The 17,446-nt window shown below is 55.5% G+C and carries 15 protein-coding genes; 3 read left to right on the forward strand and 12 right to left on the reverse strand.

Features of this window, described 5'->3' with window-relative positions; translation table 11 throughout:
• Positions 1–132 precede the first annotated feature (132 nt).
• Together pykF and ACRDCA_RS11250 are read left to right on the forward strand one after the other, a co-directional pair.
• Complete coding sequence (pykF, locus tag ACRDCA_RS11245) at positions 133–1,545, forward strand: pyruvate kinase PykF (RefSeq protein WP_024486166.1); 1,413 nt, start codon at positions 133–135, stop codon at positions 1,543–1,545.
• Between the two features lie 307 nt (positions 1,546–1,852).
• Positions 1,853–2,089, forward strand: a complete 237-nt coding sequence (locus tag ACRDCA_RS11250; protein ID WP_005165631.1) for a major outer membrane lipoprotein — start codon at positions 1,853–1,855, stop codon at positions 2,087–2,089.
• A 158-nt stretch (positions 2,090–2,247) separates the two neighbouring features.
• Here ACRDCA_RS11250 and ACRDCA_RS11255 read toward each other — a convergent pair whose 3' ends face one another.
• The 7 genes from ACRDCA_RS11255 to sufA form a co-directional block, all read right to left on the reverse strand.
• The gene (locus tag ACRDCA_RS11255) at positions 2,248–3,267 is read right to left on the reverse strand and encodes a L,D-transpeptidase family protein (protein ID WP_438689582.1); all 1,020 of its coding nucleotides are present in this window, start codon (positions 3,265–3,267) and stop codon (positions 2,248–2,250) included.
• Positions 3,268–3,547: 280 nt separating this feature from the next.
• Positions 3,548–3,964 (reverse strand): cysteine desulfuration protein SufE, encoded by a 417-nt coding sequence (gene sufE / locus ACRDCA_RS11260; protein WP_438689583.1) that lies wholly within the window; start codon positions 3,962–3,964, stop codon positions 3,548–3,550.
• A 17-nt stretch (positions 3,965–3,981) separates the two neighbouring features.
• On the reverse strand, positions 3,982–5,202 hold the full coding sequence (gene sufS, locus ACRDCA_RS11265) for a cysteine desulfurase SufS (RefSeq protein ID WP_438689584.1): 1,221 nt from the start codon (positions 5,200–5,202) through the stop codon (positions 3,982–3,984).
• Positions 5,199–6,485 (reverse strand): Fe-S cluster assembly protein SufD, encoded by a 1,287-nt coding sequence (gene sufD / locus ACRDCA_RS11270; protein ID WP_438689585.1) that lies wholly within the window; start codon positions 6,483–6,485, stop codon positions 5,199–5,201. The genes sufS and sufD overlap by 4 nt, the downstream gene beginning before the upstream one ends.
• Positions 6,460–7,206, reverse strand: a complete 747-nt coding sequence (sufC, locus tag ACRDCA_RS11275; protein ID WP_025119729.1) for a Fe-S cluster assembly ATPase SufC — start codon at positions 7,204–7,206, stop codon at positions 6,460–6,462. The genes sufD and sufC overlap by 26 nt, the downstream gene beginning before the upstream one ends.
• Before the next feature lie 43 nt (positions 7,207–7,249).
• A complete protein-coding gene (gene sufB, locus ACRDCA_RS11280; protein WP_438689586.1) occupies positions 7,250–8,749 on the reverse strand; it encodes a Fe-S cluster assembly protein SufB in 1,500 nt (499 codons plus the stop codon).
• A gap of 11 nt (positions 8,750–8,760) precedes the next feature.
• Positions 8,761–9,132 (reverse strand): Fe-S cluster assembly scaffold SufA, encoded by a 372-nt coding sequence (gene sufA / locus ACRDCA_RS11285; RefSeq protein WP_438689587.1) that lies wholly within the window; start codon positions 9,130–9,132, stop codon positions 8,761–8,763.
• Positions 9,133–9,607: 475 nt separating this feature from the next.
• Here sufA and ACRDCA_RS11290 point away from each other — a divergent pair, with 475 nt between their 5' ends.
• Positions 9,608–10,012, forward strand: a complete 405-nt coding sequence (locus ACRDCA_RS11290; protein WP_438689588.1) for a hypothetical protein — start codon at positions 9,608–9,610, stop codon at positions 10,010–10,012.
• 310 nt (positions 10,013–10,322) lie between these two features.
• Here ACRDCA_RS11290 and menI read toward each other — a convergent pair whose 3' ends face one another.
• From menI to ACRDCA_RS11315, 5 genes are all read right to left on the reverse strand, one after another.
• Positions 10,323–10,739 carry a 1,4-dihydroxy-2-naphthoyl-CoA hydrolase gene (gene menI, locus ACRDCA_RS11295; protein WP_411753368.1) on the reverse strand — a complete coding sequence of 139 codons (417 nt, stop codon included), beginning with the start codon at positions 10,737–10,739 and terminating at the stop codon, positions 10,323–10,325.
• Positions 10,736–13,792 (reverse strand): D-2-hydroxyglutarate dehydrogenase YdiJ, encoded by a 3,057-nt coding sequence (ydiJ, locus tag ACRDCA_RS11300; protein WP_438689589.1) that lies wholly within the window; start codon positions 13,790–13,792, stop codon positions 10,736–10,738. Before ydiJ ends, menI begins: the two co-directional genes overlap by 4 nt.
• A gap of 220 nt (positions 13,793–14,012) precedes the next feature.
• On the reverse strand, positions 14,013–15,491 hold the full coding sequence (locus ACRDCA_RS11305) for an FGGY-family carbohydrate kinase (protein WP_438689590.1): 1,479 nt from the start codon (positions 15,489–15,491) through the stop codon (positions 14,013–14,015).
• Positions 15,491–16,387, reverse strand: coding sequence for an L-ribulose-5-phosphate 3-epimerase (locus ACRDCA_RS11310; RefSeq protein WP_438689591.1), 897 nt, complete (start codon positions 16,385–16,387; stop codon positions 15,491–15,493). The genes ACRDCA_RS11305 and ACRDCA_RS11310 overlap by 1 nt, the downstream gene beginning before the upstream one ends.
• Positions 16,387–17,433 (reverse strand): ABC transporter permease, encoded by a 1,047-nt coding sequence (locus ACRDCA_RS11315; RefSeq protein ID WP_438689592.1) that lies wholly within the window; start codon positions 17,431–17,433, stop codon positions 16,387–16,389. The genes ACRDCA_RS11310 and ACRDCA_RS11315 overlap by 1 nt, the downstream gene beginning before the upstream one ends.
• Between the last annotated feature and the right edge of the window lie 13 nt (positions 17,434–17,446).

The following is a 17,446-nucleotide window of genomic DNA, read 5'->3' on the forward strand; positions in this document are numbered from 1 at the left end:
ACCATTTCGACGACTGTCACCTATCCTTAACTATGTTTTGCATTGCCAGGTCCAACTCAAATCCCTTACCGATGGCTTAACCGTCGGTACCGTTAGTTTTATTATCCATCACAACTTGCAGAAAAAATCGTCATGAAAAAGACCAAAATTGTTTGTACCATCGGCCCAAAAACCGAATCGGAAGAAATGCTGACCAGCCTGCTGAACGCGGGCATGAACGTAATGCGCCTTAACTTCTCCCATGGCGATTATGAAGAACACGGCAACCGCATCAAGAACATGCGTGCGGTGATCGCCAAAACCGGCAAGAACGCCGGTATCCTGCTCGATACCAAAGGCCCGGAAATCCGTACCATGAAGCTGGAAGGTGGCGTTGACGCAGCCCTGGTTGCGGGTCAAACCTTCACCTTCACCACCGATCAAAGCGTTATCGGCAACAAAGAACGCGTTGCGGTGACCTACCCTGGCTTTGCTGCCGACCTGAAAATTGGCAATACCGTGCTGGTGGATGACGGCCTGATCGGTATGGAAGTAACTGCGGTCACCGAAAGCGAAGTGATCTGTAAAGTTCTGAACAGCGGCGATCTGGGCGAAAACAAAGGCGTTAACCTGCCGGGCGTTTCCATTCAGCTGCCAGCGCTGGCCGAAAAAGACAAGCGCGACCTGATCTTCGGTTGTGAGCAAGGCGTAGACTTCGTTGCGGCTTCCTTTATCCGTAAGCGTTCCGACGTGCTGGAAATCCGTGAGCACCTGAAAGCCCACGGCGGCGAAAACATCCAGATCATCTCCAAGATCGAAAACCAGGAAGGTCTGAACAACTTCGACGAGATCCTCGAAGCCTCTGACGGCATCATGGTTGCTCGTGGTGACCTGGGCGTTGAAATCCCGGTTGAAGAAGTGATCTTCGCGCAGAAGATGATGATCGAGAAGTGTAACCGCGCCCGTAAAGTGGTTATCACCGCGACCCAGATGCTGGATTCAATGATCAAGAACCCGCGCCCTACCCGTGCGGAAGCGGGTGACGTTGCCAACGCCATCCTGGACGGTACCGATGCGGTAATGCTGTCTGGTGAAAGCGCCAAGGGTAAATACCCGCTGGAAGCCGTGACCATCATGGCAACCATCTGCGAACGTACCGATCGCGTAATGCCAAGCCGTATCGACACCCTGAACGACAACCGTAAACTGCGTATCACCGAAGCGGTGTGCCGTGGTGCGGTAGAAACTGCCGAGAAACTGGACGCGCCACTGATCGTGGTAGCCACCAGCGGCGGCAAGTCAGCCAAATCCGTGCGTAAATACTTCCCTAACGCCGTGATCCTGGCACTGACTACCAATGAAGTGACTGCACGTCAGTTGATCCTGAGCAAAGGCATTACCACTCAGATGGTCAAGGAAATTGCTTCTACCGACGACTTCTACCGCATTGGTAAAGAAGTGGCTTTGGCGAGCGGCCTGGCACAAAAAGGCGACGTGGTGGTGATGGTTTCCGGTGCTCTGGTACCAAGCGGCACCACCAATACTGCTTCGGTTCACGTGCTGTAATATTAAACGTGACAAGAAATCCGTGAACAAAACGCCGCCTAGCGGCGTTTTTTTTATCTGCCGTACCGTAGTTTCAGAAAAACGCAACCATTAACTCGCTTTATTTTGTTCATTTCAATTGAGAGTTGTCCCATAGAATCCGGCTGTTTTCCCTCGTTTTTTTAACTATTTTGTAAAACAAGATGCAAGTTTGAGCGAACGATCAAAATAAAGCACCCTAATACAAAAAATTTATTCTCTTTCGAAAAAAGTTTGTGTAATACTTGTAACGCTACATGGAGATTAACTCAATCTAGAGGGTGTTATAATGAATCGTACTAAACTGGTACTGGGCGCGGTAATCCTGGCTTCAACTATGCTGGCTGGTTGCTCAAGCAATGCTAAAATCGATCAACTGTCTTCTGACGTTCAGACTCTGAACGCTAAAGTTGATCAGCTGAGCAACGACGTGAACGCAATCCGTTCAGACGTTCAAGCAGCTAAAGACGACGCAGCGCGCGCTAACCAGCGTCTGGACAACCAAGCACACGCTTACAAAAAGTAAGTTTGCTTCGGTTATTGAAAACGGTGCACATTGTGCACCGTTTTTTTTTTGCCTCTGATTTGCCCCTGCCCGCTTACCGACAAAAAAAAGCCCGGCTCAACGCCAGGCTCAGATTGATGACACTTTAACTATGCCGTGCCCTTCCTCAATACCAGAACTCAGTTCACCGAACTAATCGGGGCCCCAGTCTCGCCAGCGGTACCAGCAGCCTGTTCCTGAGGCGCTGTAGGCGGCACAGAGACGGCGGAAGGGTCTTGCCCTACACTGACCAGCACTGGCATGCCTGAACGCCGTACGATGGCGCTGTCGAGCACGGCCTTATCGGTCTGTTCATCAGCAGCAAATGCTTTCTGATTTTTGGAAAGCGCGATCGGCATGGTTTGCGGATCGTCGCTGGCCACTTTCGACAACGGCTGATGCACTTCGACATAGCGCTTACCGTCTGGCTCAACGGCGACTTTTATCGGTTCATTGACGATTTGCACTCGGGTGCCCTGAGGCACCTGGTTGAACAGCGCTTCGATATCGTCCGGGCGCAGGCGGATACACCCCGAGCTCACGCGCATGCCGATACCAAAGTTGGCATTGGTGCCGTGGATCAGGTATTCCCCATGCCCCATGGCCAGACGCATGGCAAACAGGCCCATCGGATTCTCAGGCCCAGCCGGAACTACCGCAGGCAACGTGACTCCCTGTGACTGGTAACGCTTACGAATGTTGGTGGTTGGCGTCCAGGTCGGGTTCGGGATCTTCTGGCTGACCGAGGTGACCTTCAGCGGCGTGTTCATACCGGTCTGGCCGATACCGATTGGATAGACGATCACCTTGTCTTCCCCTTTCGGATAATAGTACAGACGCAGTTCCGCCAGGTTGACCACAATCCCTTCGCGTGGGGTATCCGGCAGCAGCATTTGCGTCGGGATCGTCAGCGCCGTTCCCGGTTTAGGCAAATAGGGATCGGTGCCTGGGTTGGCTTCCAGCATGCCCAACAGACCAATCTTGTATTCAGCCGCAATGGCTTCCAGCGAACGGCCATCGTTTGGCACGTTATAAATCGTATTTTCACCAATCAGACGACTGCCCGGCGGCGGCAATGGGTATTCGTTGGCACTGGCGGCCTGGGTGCCGGTCAGTACGGTGGCGAATAACACGCCCATTAGAGTCAACGCACGTTTCATTCTCATCCCTATTGTTATTACGGTTCATGGCAAGGCTAGCGGTCGCTTGCCGGTAGGTAAATAAGACAAATGCTCGTTCGATATTAGCAAGAACCCGTTCAAAGGCAATTAATTGTCAAAAATCAACATGTTATAACATAATCAATTACCGGAATTGTCAAGGCATCGTCAACGGATAAGTAACTGAAATGATTGCGGATTGGTGTAAAAAGAGGGAATTCGGCTGAGATTGTAAAGGCTCATTGACATAACCTGCCATCAATAAGCCTTGGGGGTTCGGTCAGACGATCAGCGCCGCTTTACTGCGAATAGCGCGGATCATCGCCTCCAGCCCCTGAGAGCGGGAAGGCGTCAGATGCTGGCTCAAAGCCAGTTCGCTGAACAAGGGCCGCACATCCAGATCGAGGATTTGCTGCGGCGTGAGCTGGTGATAAACAATAAACACCACCGCCAGCAGCCCCTTGACGATGGCGGCATCGCTATCGCCGTGAAACTCGACTCGCCCTTGCGCGTCTTTGCTCATCACGATCCAGACCTGGCTTTGGCAGCCGGAAATCAGATTGCCCGCCTGGCGTTCACTTTCTTCCAGCGCGGGCAACTGGCTGCCCAGTTCGATCACATACAGGTACTTCTCTTCCCAGTTCAGGCAGCGGGAAAAGTTACGCACCAGTTTATCTTTGTCCGGCAATTGCGCCATGTGGCTCCCTTGAATGATTAGCCTAACAAGCGGTGGATACGCTGCAAACCTGCCACCAGCCGATCCACTTCCTGACGGCTAGTGTACAATGCCAGCGAAGCGCGGCACATACTTGGCACCCGGTAGAAATCCATCAGTGGCATGGCGCAGTGGTGCCCGGTGCGAATGGCGATCCCGTATTGATCCAGAAAGCTGCCCACGTCGTAGGCATGGTGTTCACCCAGGTTGAAGGCAATCACGCCGGCACGCTGCGCCGGGCCGTAAATCTTCAGCGTTGGCACCTGTTGTAATGCTTCCAGGGCATAGCGCATTAAAGATTGCTCATAATCGTGGATGTTTTCCAGCCCCAGAGCCTCGACATAGTCGATGGCGGCTCCCAACCCCATCATGCCAGCCGTATTCGGCGAACCGGCCTCAAAACGCCATGGAGGCGCAGCAAAGGTGGTCCCTTGCGTCAGGCTGACCCGTTGGATCATCGCACCCCCGCCTTCCCACGGTGGCATCTGCGCCAGCAATGCCTGCTTGCCGTACAGAATGCCAATCCCGCTCGGCCCATACAGTTTATGGCCGGAGAACACGTAGAAATCGCAGTCCAGCGCCTGGACATCGATCCGCTGGTGCATCACCGCCTGAGCGCCATCGACCAGCACCTTCAGACCCGCCGCTTTGGCCACGGGAATGATTTCATGCAGCGGATTAACGGTACCCAGCACGTTCGAGACCTGGGTAATGGCCAGCAGCTTGGTAGAAGCATCGATCAAACCCGGCAATTGCGCCAGATCCAGAGTACCGTCGGGTTGCAACGGCCAGACTCGCAGCTTGATACCACGCTCCTGCGCCAGCATTTGCCAGGGGACTATATTGGCGTGGTGCTCCATCTCGGTGATGATGATGCTATCGCCTGCCGTCAGGAGATCACGGCCAAAGCTGTTGGCCACCAGATTGATGCCTTCGGTGGTGCCTTTGACGAACACAATTTCTTCCGCCGAGCCCGCGTTGATAAAACGCGCCATCTGCTCACGCACGGCTTCCATCTGCTGTGTGGCTTCAGCGCTCAGCGTGTGGATACCGCGATGCACAGCGGCATAACCATGACGATAGAAATCCAGCTCGCGGTCAATCACACTCTGCGGTTTCTGCGCGCTGGCGGCGCTGTCCAGGTAAGCCAGCGGCTGCCCGTTAACCTCCCGGCTCAGCAGGGGAAAATCGCTACGCACCCGTTCCAGGGGATAACTCATGCGGCCTCCCTAGGCAAACGATCGGCAATGCGTGCCAGCACCTGTTGCCGAATGACCGGGTCGGCAATGCCCTCCGTAAGTTCGGCGGCAAAAGCAAAGATGATCATCTGCTGGGCCGCATGCTTGCCGATACCGCGCGATTGCAGATAAAACAGCTGTTCTTCGTCGATCCGGCCCACGGTGGCACCGTGGCTGCATTTGACATCATCGGCGTAGATTTCCAGTTGCGGTTTGGTGTCAACCTCCGCCACCTTGCCCAACAGCAGATTGTGGTTGTTCATCTGGCCGTCGGTTTTGATCGCGTGCTGCGCGACCTTGATCATGCCGTTAAACACCGCTTTGGCCCGATCGCTGACCACCGTTTTGTGCAGTTGGCGGCTTTCGCAATAGCCTTTGTTGTGCTCCAGATAGGTGCGGGTGTCACACACCTCTTTACCTACCGGCAGCACCAGACTGTTGATCACCAGGTTGCTCCCCTCACCGTTTAACTGTGCGCTGGTGTGGTGGCGTGTCAGCCCTGCACCCAGCAGGAAGCTGTCGCTTTTCACCCGCGCGTCGCGGCCAATCAGCAGGTCGTTATGGGCAAAGTGATAGCAGGCCTGACTCTCAAACGCCAGTTTGCAGTGATGCAGCTCGGCATTATCACCCACCGTGACGGTCAGACGCGCGCCGGTAAAATGGGCCGCCGGGCTGACGCTGACATAATGCTCGATGACCGAGGCCCGAGCACCGCCCGCAATCTCCAGATGGTGCCGATGATGCAGCGTATTGACTTCGCCGGGCTGGTCGCGCCCACTGCTGATATGCAGCAGGTAGAGTGGCTTGACCGGAGTTTTGCCGGCGGCCAGGCGGATGATGCTGGTTTCCTGCGCCAGGCTTTCGCTCAGATGCAGGAAAATCTCTGGCTGGATCGGCTCCGGCAGCGCTTGTGGCGCAACATGGGCGATCCTCTCCAGACGGTATTCGCCCAGATCCTCGTCACTCAATTGCGGGCACAAGCGCCCATCGACAAATACCAAGCGGTACGCATCGATCTTCAATGCCAGTTGATCACGCTGCGCTGCACTGAACACTGAGTCAGCCGGTGCCAGGAACTGTTGTTCCAGCAAGCCTTCCAGCGGGGTGTATTTCCAGTTTTCATGCTTGCGGGTCGGCCAGCCTTGGCGCAAAGCCTGCTGCCAGTGGGCTAACGCATGTGCAGAGTGCTCGCCGCCGCGGGCTTCGAACAGGCTGTACATCTGCTGTAGCGCCAATGAATTACTGTTGGTCGGAAAGCCAGCCATAGCCCTGCTCCTCCAACTGCTTCACCAATGAGAAATCACCGGACTTCACGATGCGCCCCTGGGACAGCACGTGGACGTAATCCGGTTTGATATAATCGAGAATACGCTGATAGTGGGTGACGATAATAAAGGCGCGCTTGCCGTCACGCAGCGAGTTGACGCCGTTGGCAACGATCTTCAGGGCATCGATATCCAACCCGGAGTCCGTTTCATCCAGGATGCACAACTCCGGCTCAAGCGCGGCCATTTGCAGGATGTCGTTGCGCTTCTTCTCGCCGCCGGAAAAGCCGACGTTGACCGAGCGGGTCAACAAATCCGCTGGCATATTCAACAGCTCAATTTTCTGCTCGATAAAATCGGCGAAATCAAAACGATCCAGCGCCTCTTGCCCACGATATTTACGCACCGCGTTCACCGACGCTTGCAGGAAGAAGTGGTTGCTGACGCCGGGAATTTCCACCGGATACTGGAATGCCAGGAACACGCCCTCACCAGCCCGATCTTCAGGAGCCAGCTCCAGCAGATCTTTGCCTTTAAACGTGACTTCGCCTGCCGTGACCTCGTACTCTTCCCGGCCAGCCAGCGTGGCAGAAAGCGTGCTTTTGCCGGAGCCGTTTGGCCCCATGATGGCGTGCACTTCGCCCGGTTTGATCTCCAGGCTCAGCCCCTTGAGGATCTCATTACCTTCGGCGCTGACTTGCAAATTCTTGATACTTAACATGCGGTGTCCTCAGACTGCGCGATTGCGCGATAAATGCGGGTGCTTAACCGACGCTGTGTTCCAGGCTGATAGCCAGTAACTTCTGTGCCTCCACGGCAAATTCCAGCGGCAATTCGGAGAACACGTCCTTACAGAAACCATTGACGATCATCGAGATGGCATCATCTTCGCTAATCCCCCGTTGCAGGCAGTAGAACAGCTGGTCGTCACCAATCTTCGACGTGGTGGCTTCGTGTTCAAGCTGTGCGCTGTTATTGCGCGTTTCCACATAAGGGAAGGTATGAGCCCCGCTGTTCGGCCCGATCAGCATCGAATCGCACTGGGTAAAGTTACGGGCGTTTTCCGCCCCAGGCAGGATCTTCACCAATCCACGGTAGGTATTCTGACTGTGCCCGGCGGAGATCCCTTTGGCAATAATGGTCGATTTGGTGTTTTTACCAATATGGATCATCTTGGTGCCGGTATCCGCCTGCTGATAGCCGCTGGTCAGCGCCACCGAGAAGAACTCACCGATCGAGTTGTCGCCCTGCAAGATCACGCTAGGGTATTTCCAGGTGATCGCTGAGCCGGTTTCCGACTGGGTCCAGGACATTTTTGAACCCGCACCTTCGCACAGCGCTCTCTTGGTGACGAAGTTAAGAATGCCGCCCTTGCTTTCGCCACCGCCGGAGAACCAGTTTTGCACCGTGGAATACTTCACTTCGGCGTCTTTATGCAGGATCACTTCTACCACCGCAGCGTGCAGCTGATAGCTGTCGCGTACCGGCGCCGAGCAACCTTCGATGTAGCTGACGTAGCTGCCTTCATCGGCAATCAGGATGGTGCGTTCAAATTGACCGGTTTTCGCGGCGTTGATGCGAAAATAGGTGGAAAGCTCCATCGGGCAGCGTACGCCCTTTGGCACGTAGACAAAGGTGCCGTCGGAAGCCACCGCAGCATTGAGCGCGGCGAAAAAGTTGTCGTTGTGCGGCACCACGCGGCCCAGATACTTGCGCACCAGATCCGGATATTCGTGAATGGCCTCACCGAACGAGCAGAAGATCACCCCGCTTTCCGCCAACTTTTCACGATAGGTGGTGGCGACGGAAACCGAGTCGAAAATGGCGTCCACCGCCACCTCACTGCCTTCACGCACTGGAACCCCCAACTGATTGAACGCCAGTTCAACCTCGCTGGTCAGATAGCCGTTTTCCGTGCTGGCTCCAGGCTGCTGCTCCGCCCCTGGCTGTGAACCACAGGCATCATCACAGCTGCCACAGGACGGCGCTGAATAGTAGCTGTAATCCTGATAGTTCAGCTTGTCGTAGTTGGCTTTCAGCCAGTGTGGCTCTTCCATTTGCAGCCAGGCACGATAAGCCTCCAGGCGGAATTCCAGCATCCACTCGGGTTCATTACGCTTGGCCGAGATGGCGCGAACCACCTCTTCGTTGATGCCTTTGGCCAACTCATCGGTGGCCAGTTGGGTAAAGAATCCTTCCTTGTAGCGACCTTCGCTGACCCAAGCCGGTACATCATTCGCTGTTTCTACGTTGCTTCGTGTCATTTTGGTATCGCTTAAACGCCAAAGCTCTCACCGCACCCGCAGGCGTTCTGAGCTTTAGGGTTGTTAAATTTGAACATCTGATTCAGCCCTTCCCGAACAAAATCTACCGTGGTGCCATCGATAAACGGCATCGCTTTTAGCGGCACGAACAGTTTTGCCCCGTCGCGCTCGAACAATAGATCGTCGCTGGCAGGTTCGCGGGTCAAATCCAGCACGTAGGCAAAGCCCGCACAACCGGATTGTTTGACCCCGAGTTGCAGCCCTTTAACCTGCGCATCCTGCTGCATGAGTCTGATTATCTGCTTCACCGCGCTGTCGCTCAGCGCAATGCCCTGCCAGACATTGTCTGCCAAGGAAAAAGTACCAACATCTTCCGTATGCATATGGCCTACCTCACATTCGTGTTTTACCACCGCCGGTGTGGTTTACCGCCTATGTTAGTGATAATGATTATCACTTCAACCGTTTGTTTTGCGGGGGTATTTGCCAAACGCCCGGATTTGCACTCGGCGGCGCGATAAACCGCTGACACATCCGGGCAAAAAAGTGGCTAAGACAATTTTCATCCCTATGAATTCATTGTAATTCATCCTATCTCGAACGCCTTATCCCGCTGCCCTCGCAAGGTTATAGAGACAGATAAATCGTCGATTTTAAACATTCATAGAAAATACCTATTTCTGCATTTTGTCTGTCTGAAAAATGCCTTTCCCTGCTTTAAGTCTAGTCGTTCGCGTGTTTTTAGCCTGTGTACGCACAAATCGCCCACAACAGAAAAAAATCGGCGAGGAGCATTGATCATCGCCACAGCAGCAAATATGATAATGATTATCATTAGCTTTAATTGGGCGTGGACCTATGGCTATCTCGATAAATGCGTGGCTGCTGGGCAAAATTGATGAATACAAGTTCAACATCCGTGATGTCACGGTAGATTTTTATATGGCGGAAGCGGCGCTGCAACGGCCGGAATGCCATATCAATCATCTGAAGCGTTACAATGCCATCAGCCTTGGCATGGCAAATTTATGCCTGGAAAACGGCGATGACGAAAGCTACCTGCATGCGCTGAGCAAACTGCACAATCGGCTGATTATTGAGATCAACAACCCACAGCGATGCCAGCTGTTCCGCGTGCAGAGTTACCATTTTGCCCGGCATACGCTAACGCTGATTTGCCAGAAATATTCGATGGAAGGCGGCTGGGATAAAGCCACCGCTTTTCAGAAGGATTTTGTGAAACGGGTACCATTCCAGCTATGAAGCCGGCCCCTAACCCTCTCCCACGGGGAGAGGGGACCGAATGTGCCACAGATTATTTACCGTGATCACCCTCAGCATCCACTCTGTCACAAATTAATTCCTGGACCCAAGCAGATCACCGCACTGGCCCCCTCGCTTATTGGGAGAGGGGACTGAATGTGCCACAACTTTACTACCATTACCTGCTTTGGCACCTCCCCTGTTACAGATTAACTGCGGCACCTAAGCAGATCGCAGGACTAGCTCCCTCGCCCTTTGGGAGAGGGTTGGGGTGAGGGGAAACAGCGAGCGCATTCCCCCTCGAACGCCCTTACTCCAATACTGCGGTAGTCAGCCGGGAGGTACAGCACAGGCGATCGCGATCGTCGAAGATTTCGATCTGCCAAACCTGATTGCGGCGGCCTGCATGCAATGCCCGACAAACCCCGCGCACCTGCCCTTTAAATACCGCCCGCAGGTGGTTGGCGTTAATCTCCAACCCCACCACCTTTTGCTCCCCTTCGGTACACAGATAACCTGCCATCGAGCCCATCGACTCGGCCAGCACCACCGAAGCCCCACCGTGCAACAGGCCAAACGGCTGGGTGGTGCGGTGATCAACAGGCATCACCGCCTCTAAATAATCCTCTTCCAGGCGGGTGAACTGGATGCCCACATGGGCCACCATACATCCTTCGCCGCTTTGGTTGAGTTGTTCCAGCGTTGTTTCACGTTTCCACAGCTTCACGCAATCATCTCCAGAAGTGCCTGTAACGGATGCCGCACGCCATTGCCTTCAATGCGTTTGACCTGGCTGCGGCAAGAATAACCGGTCGCCAGACAGCGTTGCCTTGGCAAACGTTGTAGCGCCTGATGCCATGATAACTCATAAATCCCCAGGGAATTTTGCAGATTGTTGGCTTCGTGGCCGTAAGTGCCAGCCATGCCGCAGCAACCCACGCTGACGTTTTCCAACCTGGCACCAAAACGGGCAAAGATCGAAGTCCATTGCTGAGTGCTGACCGGTAATGCGGTCGTTTCGGTGCAGTGGCCAAACAGATACCAGGCTTCCCCGGTGGCGGGCTGTTCTGCACGTTCGGCCAGCAGCTTCTGCAACCATTCATGAACCAGCTGCACCTGGAAATCACCCCGGTCGGCCCCGAGGATTTCTTGATATTCGTCCCGATAGCATAGAACCAACGCAGGATCGACGCCCACCATCGGCATGCCCAGCTTGGCAACCCGGTTAAGGAAGTCTGCGGTCTTGCGCGCCGTTTTGGCAAAGCGCGTCAGGAAGCCTTTGATATGTTGCGCCTTGCCGTTCGGTGAGAACGGCAGCAATACCGGCTTGTAGCCCAGTTTTTCCACCAGCCGGACAAAGTCTGCCACTACCTGGGCATCGTAATAGCTGGTAAACGGATCCTGCACCACCAACACATGCTGTTCACGCTGGCTGTCGCTCAATGCCTCCAGCTGTTCAAGCGTCATGCTAAATGCGCTATGGCCAGAAAGCTGCTGGCGCAACGTCGGACTGGAAAGCAGTGGCAGATCCACCATACCGATGGTGTTACGGCTCAGTTCGCGTACCCACGGCTGTTTGAAGAAGAAGTTGAACACCTTCGGTGCTTTGGCCATCAGCGGAGTGTAGCTTTCAACGCCAGCGACCATGTAGTCACGCAACGGACGCAGGTAGCGGGTGTGATATAGCTGCAAGAAGCGCGAACGGAAGCCCGGCACGTCGATCTTGATCGGGCACTGGGTCGAGCAGGCTTTACAGGCCAGGCAGCCAGACATGGCTTCCTTGACCTCATGGGAGAAATCATATTCACCCTTGCCTGCGTGCCAGCTATTACGGGTTTTCTCGACCAGGGTGCGGAAACTGAGGCGCTGCTGCGGTAACTGTTTTTCCAGCGCGACAGGATCGACGCCCTGCTCTGCCAGTAACCGTAACCATTCACGCACCAGGGCCGCACGGCCTTTCGGCGAATGAATGCGGTTGGCGGTGATCTTCATCGACGGACACATCGGGCTGTGCACATCAAAGTTGAAACAGAGTCCGTTGCCGTTACACTCCATCGCACCACGGAACGAGGTGCGAACGTCGATGGGAATACGGCGATCCAACGTGCCGCGTTTCACCGCATCAACCTTCATCATCACGGCGTCAACGCCCAGCGGCGGACAGATCTTGCCCGGATTCAGACGGTTGAGCGGGTCAAACGCTGCCTTGATGCGGCGCAGTTCTTCATAGAGTTCTTCGCCAAAGAACGCCGGGCTGTATTCCGCCCTAAAGCCTTTGCCGTGCTCGCCCCACAGCAGGCCACCGTATTTCGCGGTTAGCTCCACTACCTGGTCAGAGATCTGCTTCATCAGCACTTCTTGCTGCGGATCGCACATATCCAGCGCCGGGCGCACGTGCAGCACCCCGGCATCCACGTGGCCAAACATGCCGTAGCTCAGGTTATGGCTATCCAGCAGTTGGCGGAACTCGGTAATGTAATCGGCCAAGTGCTGTGGCGGAACGCAGGTATCTTCGGCGAACGGGATCGGCTTGGCCTGCCCTTTGGCGTTACCCAGCAATCCCACCGCCTTTTTGCGCATATTGTAGATACGCTCAATGCCGGTCAGATCGCCACAAATCTGATAGCCGATCACCCCAGCCTGCTGCTCGGAGATCAGGTCGTCCAGACGTTCGCACAGCGCTTCCATCTGGCCGTCGATCAGCGCCTTATCGTCACCGGCAAACTCAACGATGTTCAGCCCGAGCATTTCCTTGTCCGGTACGTTAGTGATCAGTTCGCTGACCGAGTGCCAGACGATATCTTCACGGGCCAGATTCAACACCTTGGAGTCGATGGTTTCCACCGACAGCGCCTTGGCTTCCACCATAAACGGCGCATTGCGCAGGGCTGAATCGAAAGAGTCGTACTTAACGTTCACCAGCCGCCGTACCTTCGGCAACGGCGTGATATCCAGCCGCGCTTCGGTGATAAAGGCCAGGGTCCCTTCGGCTCCGGTAAGAATGCGCGTCAGATCGAAGGTTTGCAGATCGTCACTCAACACGTGGCGCAGATCGTAACCGGTGAGAAAACGGTTAAGTTTGGGGAATTTTTCCAGGATCAGCGCCCGTTGCTCACGGCAACGATTCAGCACGGTGTGGTAGATCCGGCCTTCTGGCGTATCTTCCTGAGCAATCGTTTCCGCCAGCGTCGTCGGCATGACGCGGGTGTCGATCATCTCGCCCCCCAGCAATACCGCCCGCAGCCCCAGCACATGGTCCGAGGTTTTGCCATATACCAGCGACCCCTGGCCAGACGCGTCGGTATTGATCATGCCGCCCAAGGTCGCTCGGTTACTGGTGGAAAGCTCCGGCGCGAAGAAGTAGCCGAACGGGCGCAAATACTGGTTGAGCTGGTCTTTAATCACCCCGGCTTCTACCCGTACCCAGCCCTGTTCGACGTTGATGTCCAGAATGCGGTTCATGTAGCGTGACATATCAACCACAATGCCGGTGTTCAATGCCTGCCCATTGGTGCCGGTGCCGCCACCGCGCGGGCTGAAGGTTAATGCTTTGAAGCGCTCTTCATCGGCCACCCTGGCGATAAGCGCCACGTCAGCGGTTGAACGAGGAAATACCACCGCATCGGGCAACAGTTGGTAAATACTGTTGTCCGTGGCCATCGTCAAGCGATCGGCATAGCTAGTGGCGGTATCACCGTTGAATCCGCTCTGTTTTAACGCGGCCAAAAAGTCCAGCACCCGTTGCACGAGGCCAGGTGCCTGAGAAATTTGTGGGATCATTCGCTTGTTGGACTCTGTCTGCTCTTAATTGCTTAATCGGGCCCGGAACTGGCCCTCCCCTGTTTTTTATTATCACGATCGGCGCAGCTGCTGCGTCATCGCCATCTACCTCATAATGGCGGGTGTTTTGCCGCTTGTACATCCTGCAATTAGCATTATTTGGCGGGGAAAATGATAGCGCAGCCGCTAGCTGCGCTTTGGGGAAAGGAAACTCTGGCGGTTATTCCACTGCACTCAGTGCTGCCGCCACCTGCTTGAAGCGCTCAAATCGCTGGCGTAATACGCGGTGTTTCGCGGTATCTGGCTCAAGACGAACGATCGGAGCCTGGCTGGCCTCCATGGCCGCGCTAAACCCATTAAACTCACCGGCCCCCACCGAGGCACACAGCGCGGCAGCACGGCAACCCGACTGGCGTACGTCGACAATCTCCAACGGCAGGTTGCTGGCATCACAAAACATCTGCATCCATACCCGCGAATGGGTCGGCCCGCCGGTGAAGCGGATACTTTCGGTCCCGGCACTGAGTGCCAGAATGCGGTCCTGATGCAGCAGATGTGAGAACACGATCCCCTGATAGATGGCATACACCATATCTTCCACGCCATGATGGCCGCACAGCCCAAGAAAGCCGCCGTTCAAATTGGCTTTGAAGTTGGAGCCATACAGCCAAGGGAAGAACAGAATATCTTCCGATTTCTGATAACCCTGCTCCGCCCACTGGTTCAAGGTGGCGTAGCTGTCCGGCAGGTTGGGAAGAAACTGCTGCACAAACCAGGCGAGGTTACTGGCGGAGGTCGGGCTGCCTTCATGGACAAAATAGGTGCCGGGAATGCTGTATTTCCCCCAGACGTACGGGTATTCCGCTGGCATGATGCGATCGAACACGCGGGTAGCGATGGACCAGGTTCCAGCCACCGCGCTGAGTTTGCTGGCATCCTGCACCCCAGAGGTCAACGCTGCCCCCACCACGTCGAACATACCGCCAAATACCGGCGTCCCCGCTTTCAGGCCGCTGGATTGCGCGGCAGCGGTTGTGACATAGCCTGCACAATCGGCCGAACCGATGATCTCTGCCGTTTTGTCTGCGACTTCCTCGATACCAAAGATCGACAGCAGCGCCGGATCGATCGCGCCCTGCTGTTGATTAAACAGGTTACTGCCGGAGATATTGGTTTCTTCACTGGTGAACACGCCGGTCAGGCAAGAGCGGATATAGTCATGCACCATCAGCACATAGCCGGTTTGCGCGTAGCTTTCCGGCTCGTGATCTTTCAACCAGCGTAGCAACGCCGCTGGATGCGATGGCCATAGCTGTTGCAGGCTGTAACCATAGGCTTGCCGATCTTTGCCTTCCTGCTGCCAACGGCTGACCAAGGCTTGCGCACGGGAATCGGATGACACAATGCCCTGGCGCACCGGCCGGCCCTGTTTATCCACCAGATAAAGCCCTTTACCATGCGCCGAGAAGCTCACCCCTTTGATTTGCCCGGCATCTATCTTGCCTTCGGCCAACGCCCGGCGGATCACCTGACAGGTGGCTTCCCACAGCCCGGCCATATCCCTTTCGCAAAACCCACGCTGGGGGCTTAGCAACGGCAACGCCTGCTCGGTGACCACCAACTCCTGCCCTGCGGATGTGTAGATACCGGCCTTGGTGACCGTGCCGCCCAGGTCGATCCCTAGATAATAGTGACTCATCAGGCTACCTCCCCCGGGATCGTCATGGATGAACGCTCATCCTGCCAGCCAGCAACACGCATCTGCTCTTCGATCCACTGACGCGCGTGGATGATATCCAGCAGGGGCTGCGGCGACTTTTCGGTCCACATTTCGATCAGGAAAGTGCCACGATAGTTGAGCCGTTGCAGGGTTTTAAACAGCCCGACAAAGTCCACACAACCGTCACCAAAAGGCACATCGCGGAACTGCCCTGGAGCCTCTGCGGTAACCGGGTAAGTATCTTTCAGGTGGATCGCCGCGATTTGATCGATGCCGCAACTCAGCTCAAGGTCCACATCATTGCCCCAGGCGGTCAGGTTGCCAATATCCGGGTAGACGGTAAACCACGGCGAGTTGATTTTATCTGCCAGCACTTTCCACTTGCTGATGGCGTTGATAAACGGCGTATCCATAATCTCTACCGCACACATTACCTGCGCCCCGGCCGCCTGCGCCACGGCCCAGGCCAGCGAGGCTTCGAAACGCGCTATCGTTTCGCTGTCCTGCGGTTCGTAATAGACATCATAGCCGGCCAGTTGAATGGTGCGGATACCCAAATCCTGGGCCAGTTTGATTGCCTTGACCATGATCGCCCTGGCCTGGTCGCGCGTGGCGCTATCGCGGCTACCAAACGGGAAACGCCGGTGCGCCGAGAGGCACAGCGTCGGGATGCGGATGCCGGTCTGCTGCATGGCCTCGAGGATGGCCATACGTTGTTGCGCACTCCAGTCCAGGCGAGCCAGGCGTTCATCGCTTTCATCAATCGACATTTCGACAAAATCAAAACCACAGGCTTTGGCCAGCGCCAGCTTCTCCAACCAACTGGTGTCTTTCGGCAGCGCCTTCTCATAAATCCCTAACGGATGACTACGCATTATTTCTCCTCACCGGTGGCCAGCGCACGTTGCAGCTTGGCCCGATTACGATCCATGGCACGCCGAGCCTGCCATTTGTCCTTGAAGGTTCTGAAAGCCAGCGCGCAGATCAGGGTGATGCCCCAGACCGCCAGATTCACATGCAGGCTGACGCCCAGCAGGCTCAGGCCGGTGGCGATCACCTGTAGCACCAGCAGCGCACAAAACACGTGGCTGACTTTGCCCACGCCACCAAATGGGTTGGTTCCTCCCAACACAATCGCCAACACGGTCAACAGCAGGTAAGAATCGCCGTACCCCATACGCGCCGAGTTGAAACGCGCCATCATGATCAAACCGGCCAACACGCACAACAGGCTGGAAATGGTATAGATGGCCAGCATCACCCGATCGGTACGAATGCCGCTAAACCAGGTGGCGTTGATATTGCTGCCACACATGTAGATAGATTTGCCCAGCCGGGTTTTCCCCAGTACCAATGCCAACACCAGCGATGCCACAATGAAAATCAGCATCGGCACCGGTACGCCCCACACCACCTCCGATCCCATACTGCGTACCAGCGGCGGCATACCGCTCAACGCCGCCCCTTTGGTCAGGTAGACGCCGATCCCGCTGATAATCGTCATGCTGCCCAGGGTCACCAGGATGGGGTGAGCACCAATGCGGGAGATCATCAGCCCGGTCAGGCAACCAATGATCACGGCGATCAGCGCAGCGCCCAGCAACGCGAGTACCAGCCACATCAGTTGCACCGCCGTACTGGCCTCCGGTGGCACAAAGCTGATCAGCAACCAGGCCATAAACAGGCTGGTCAGGTTGGCGGTGCCGATGATCGACAGGTTCAACCCGCCGCTCAGCATCGGCACGAACATGGCAAAGGTCAGCAACCCCAGTTCCGGCAGTTGAAATGCAATACTCAGAAAGGTGTTTTCGGTAAAAAAGCGTCCTGGCATCAGCAGCGTAAACGCCAAGGTCGCCAGACAGCAGATCCCCAGCAGGCCGGACACCGCACCATCAACAGCAAATAAACGGTTGTTTTTCATCCCTTTGGCCCCT

This window comes from Serratia sp. (in: enterobacteria) (genome assembly GCF_051654945.1).
Classification (GTDB): domain Bacteria; phylum Pseudomonadota; class Gammaproteobacteria; order Enterobacterales; family Enterobacteriaceae; genus Chania.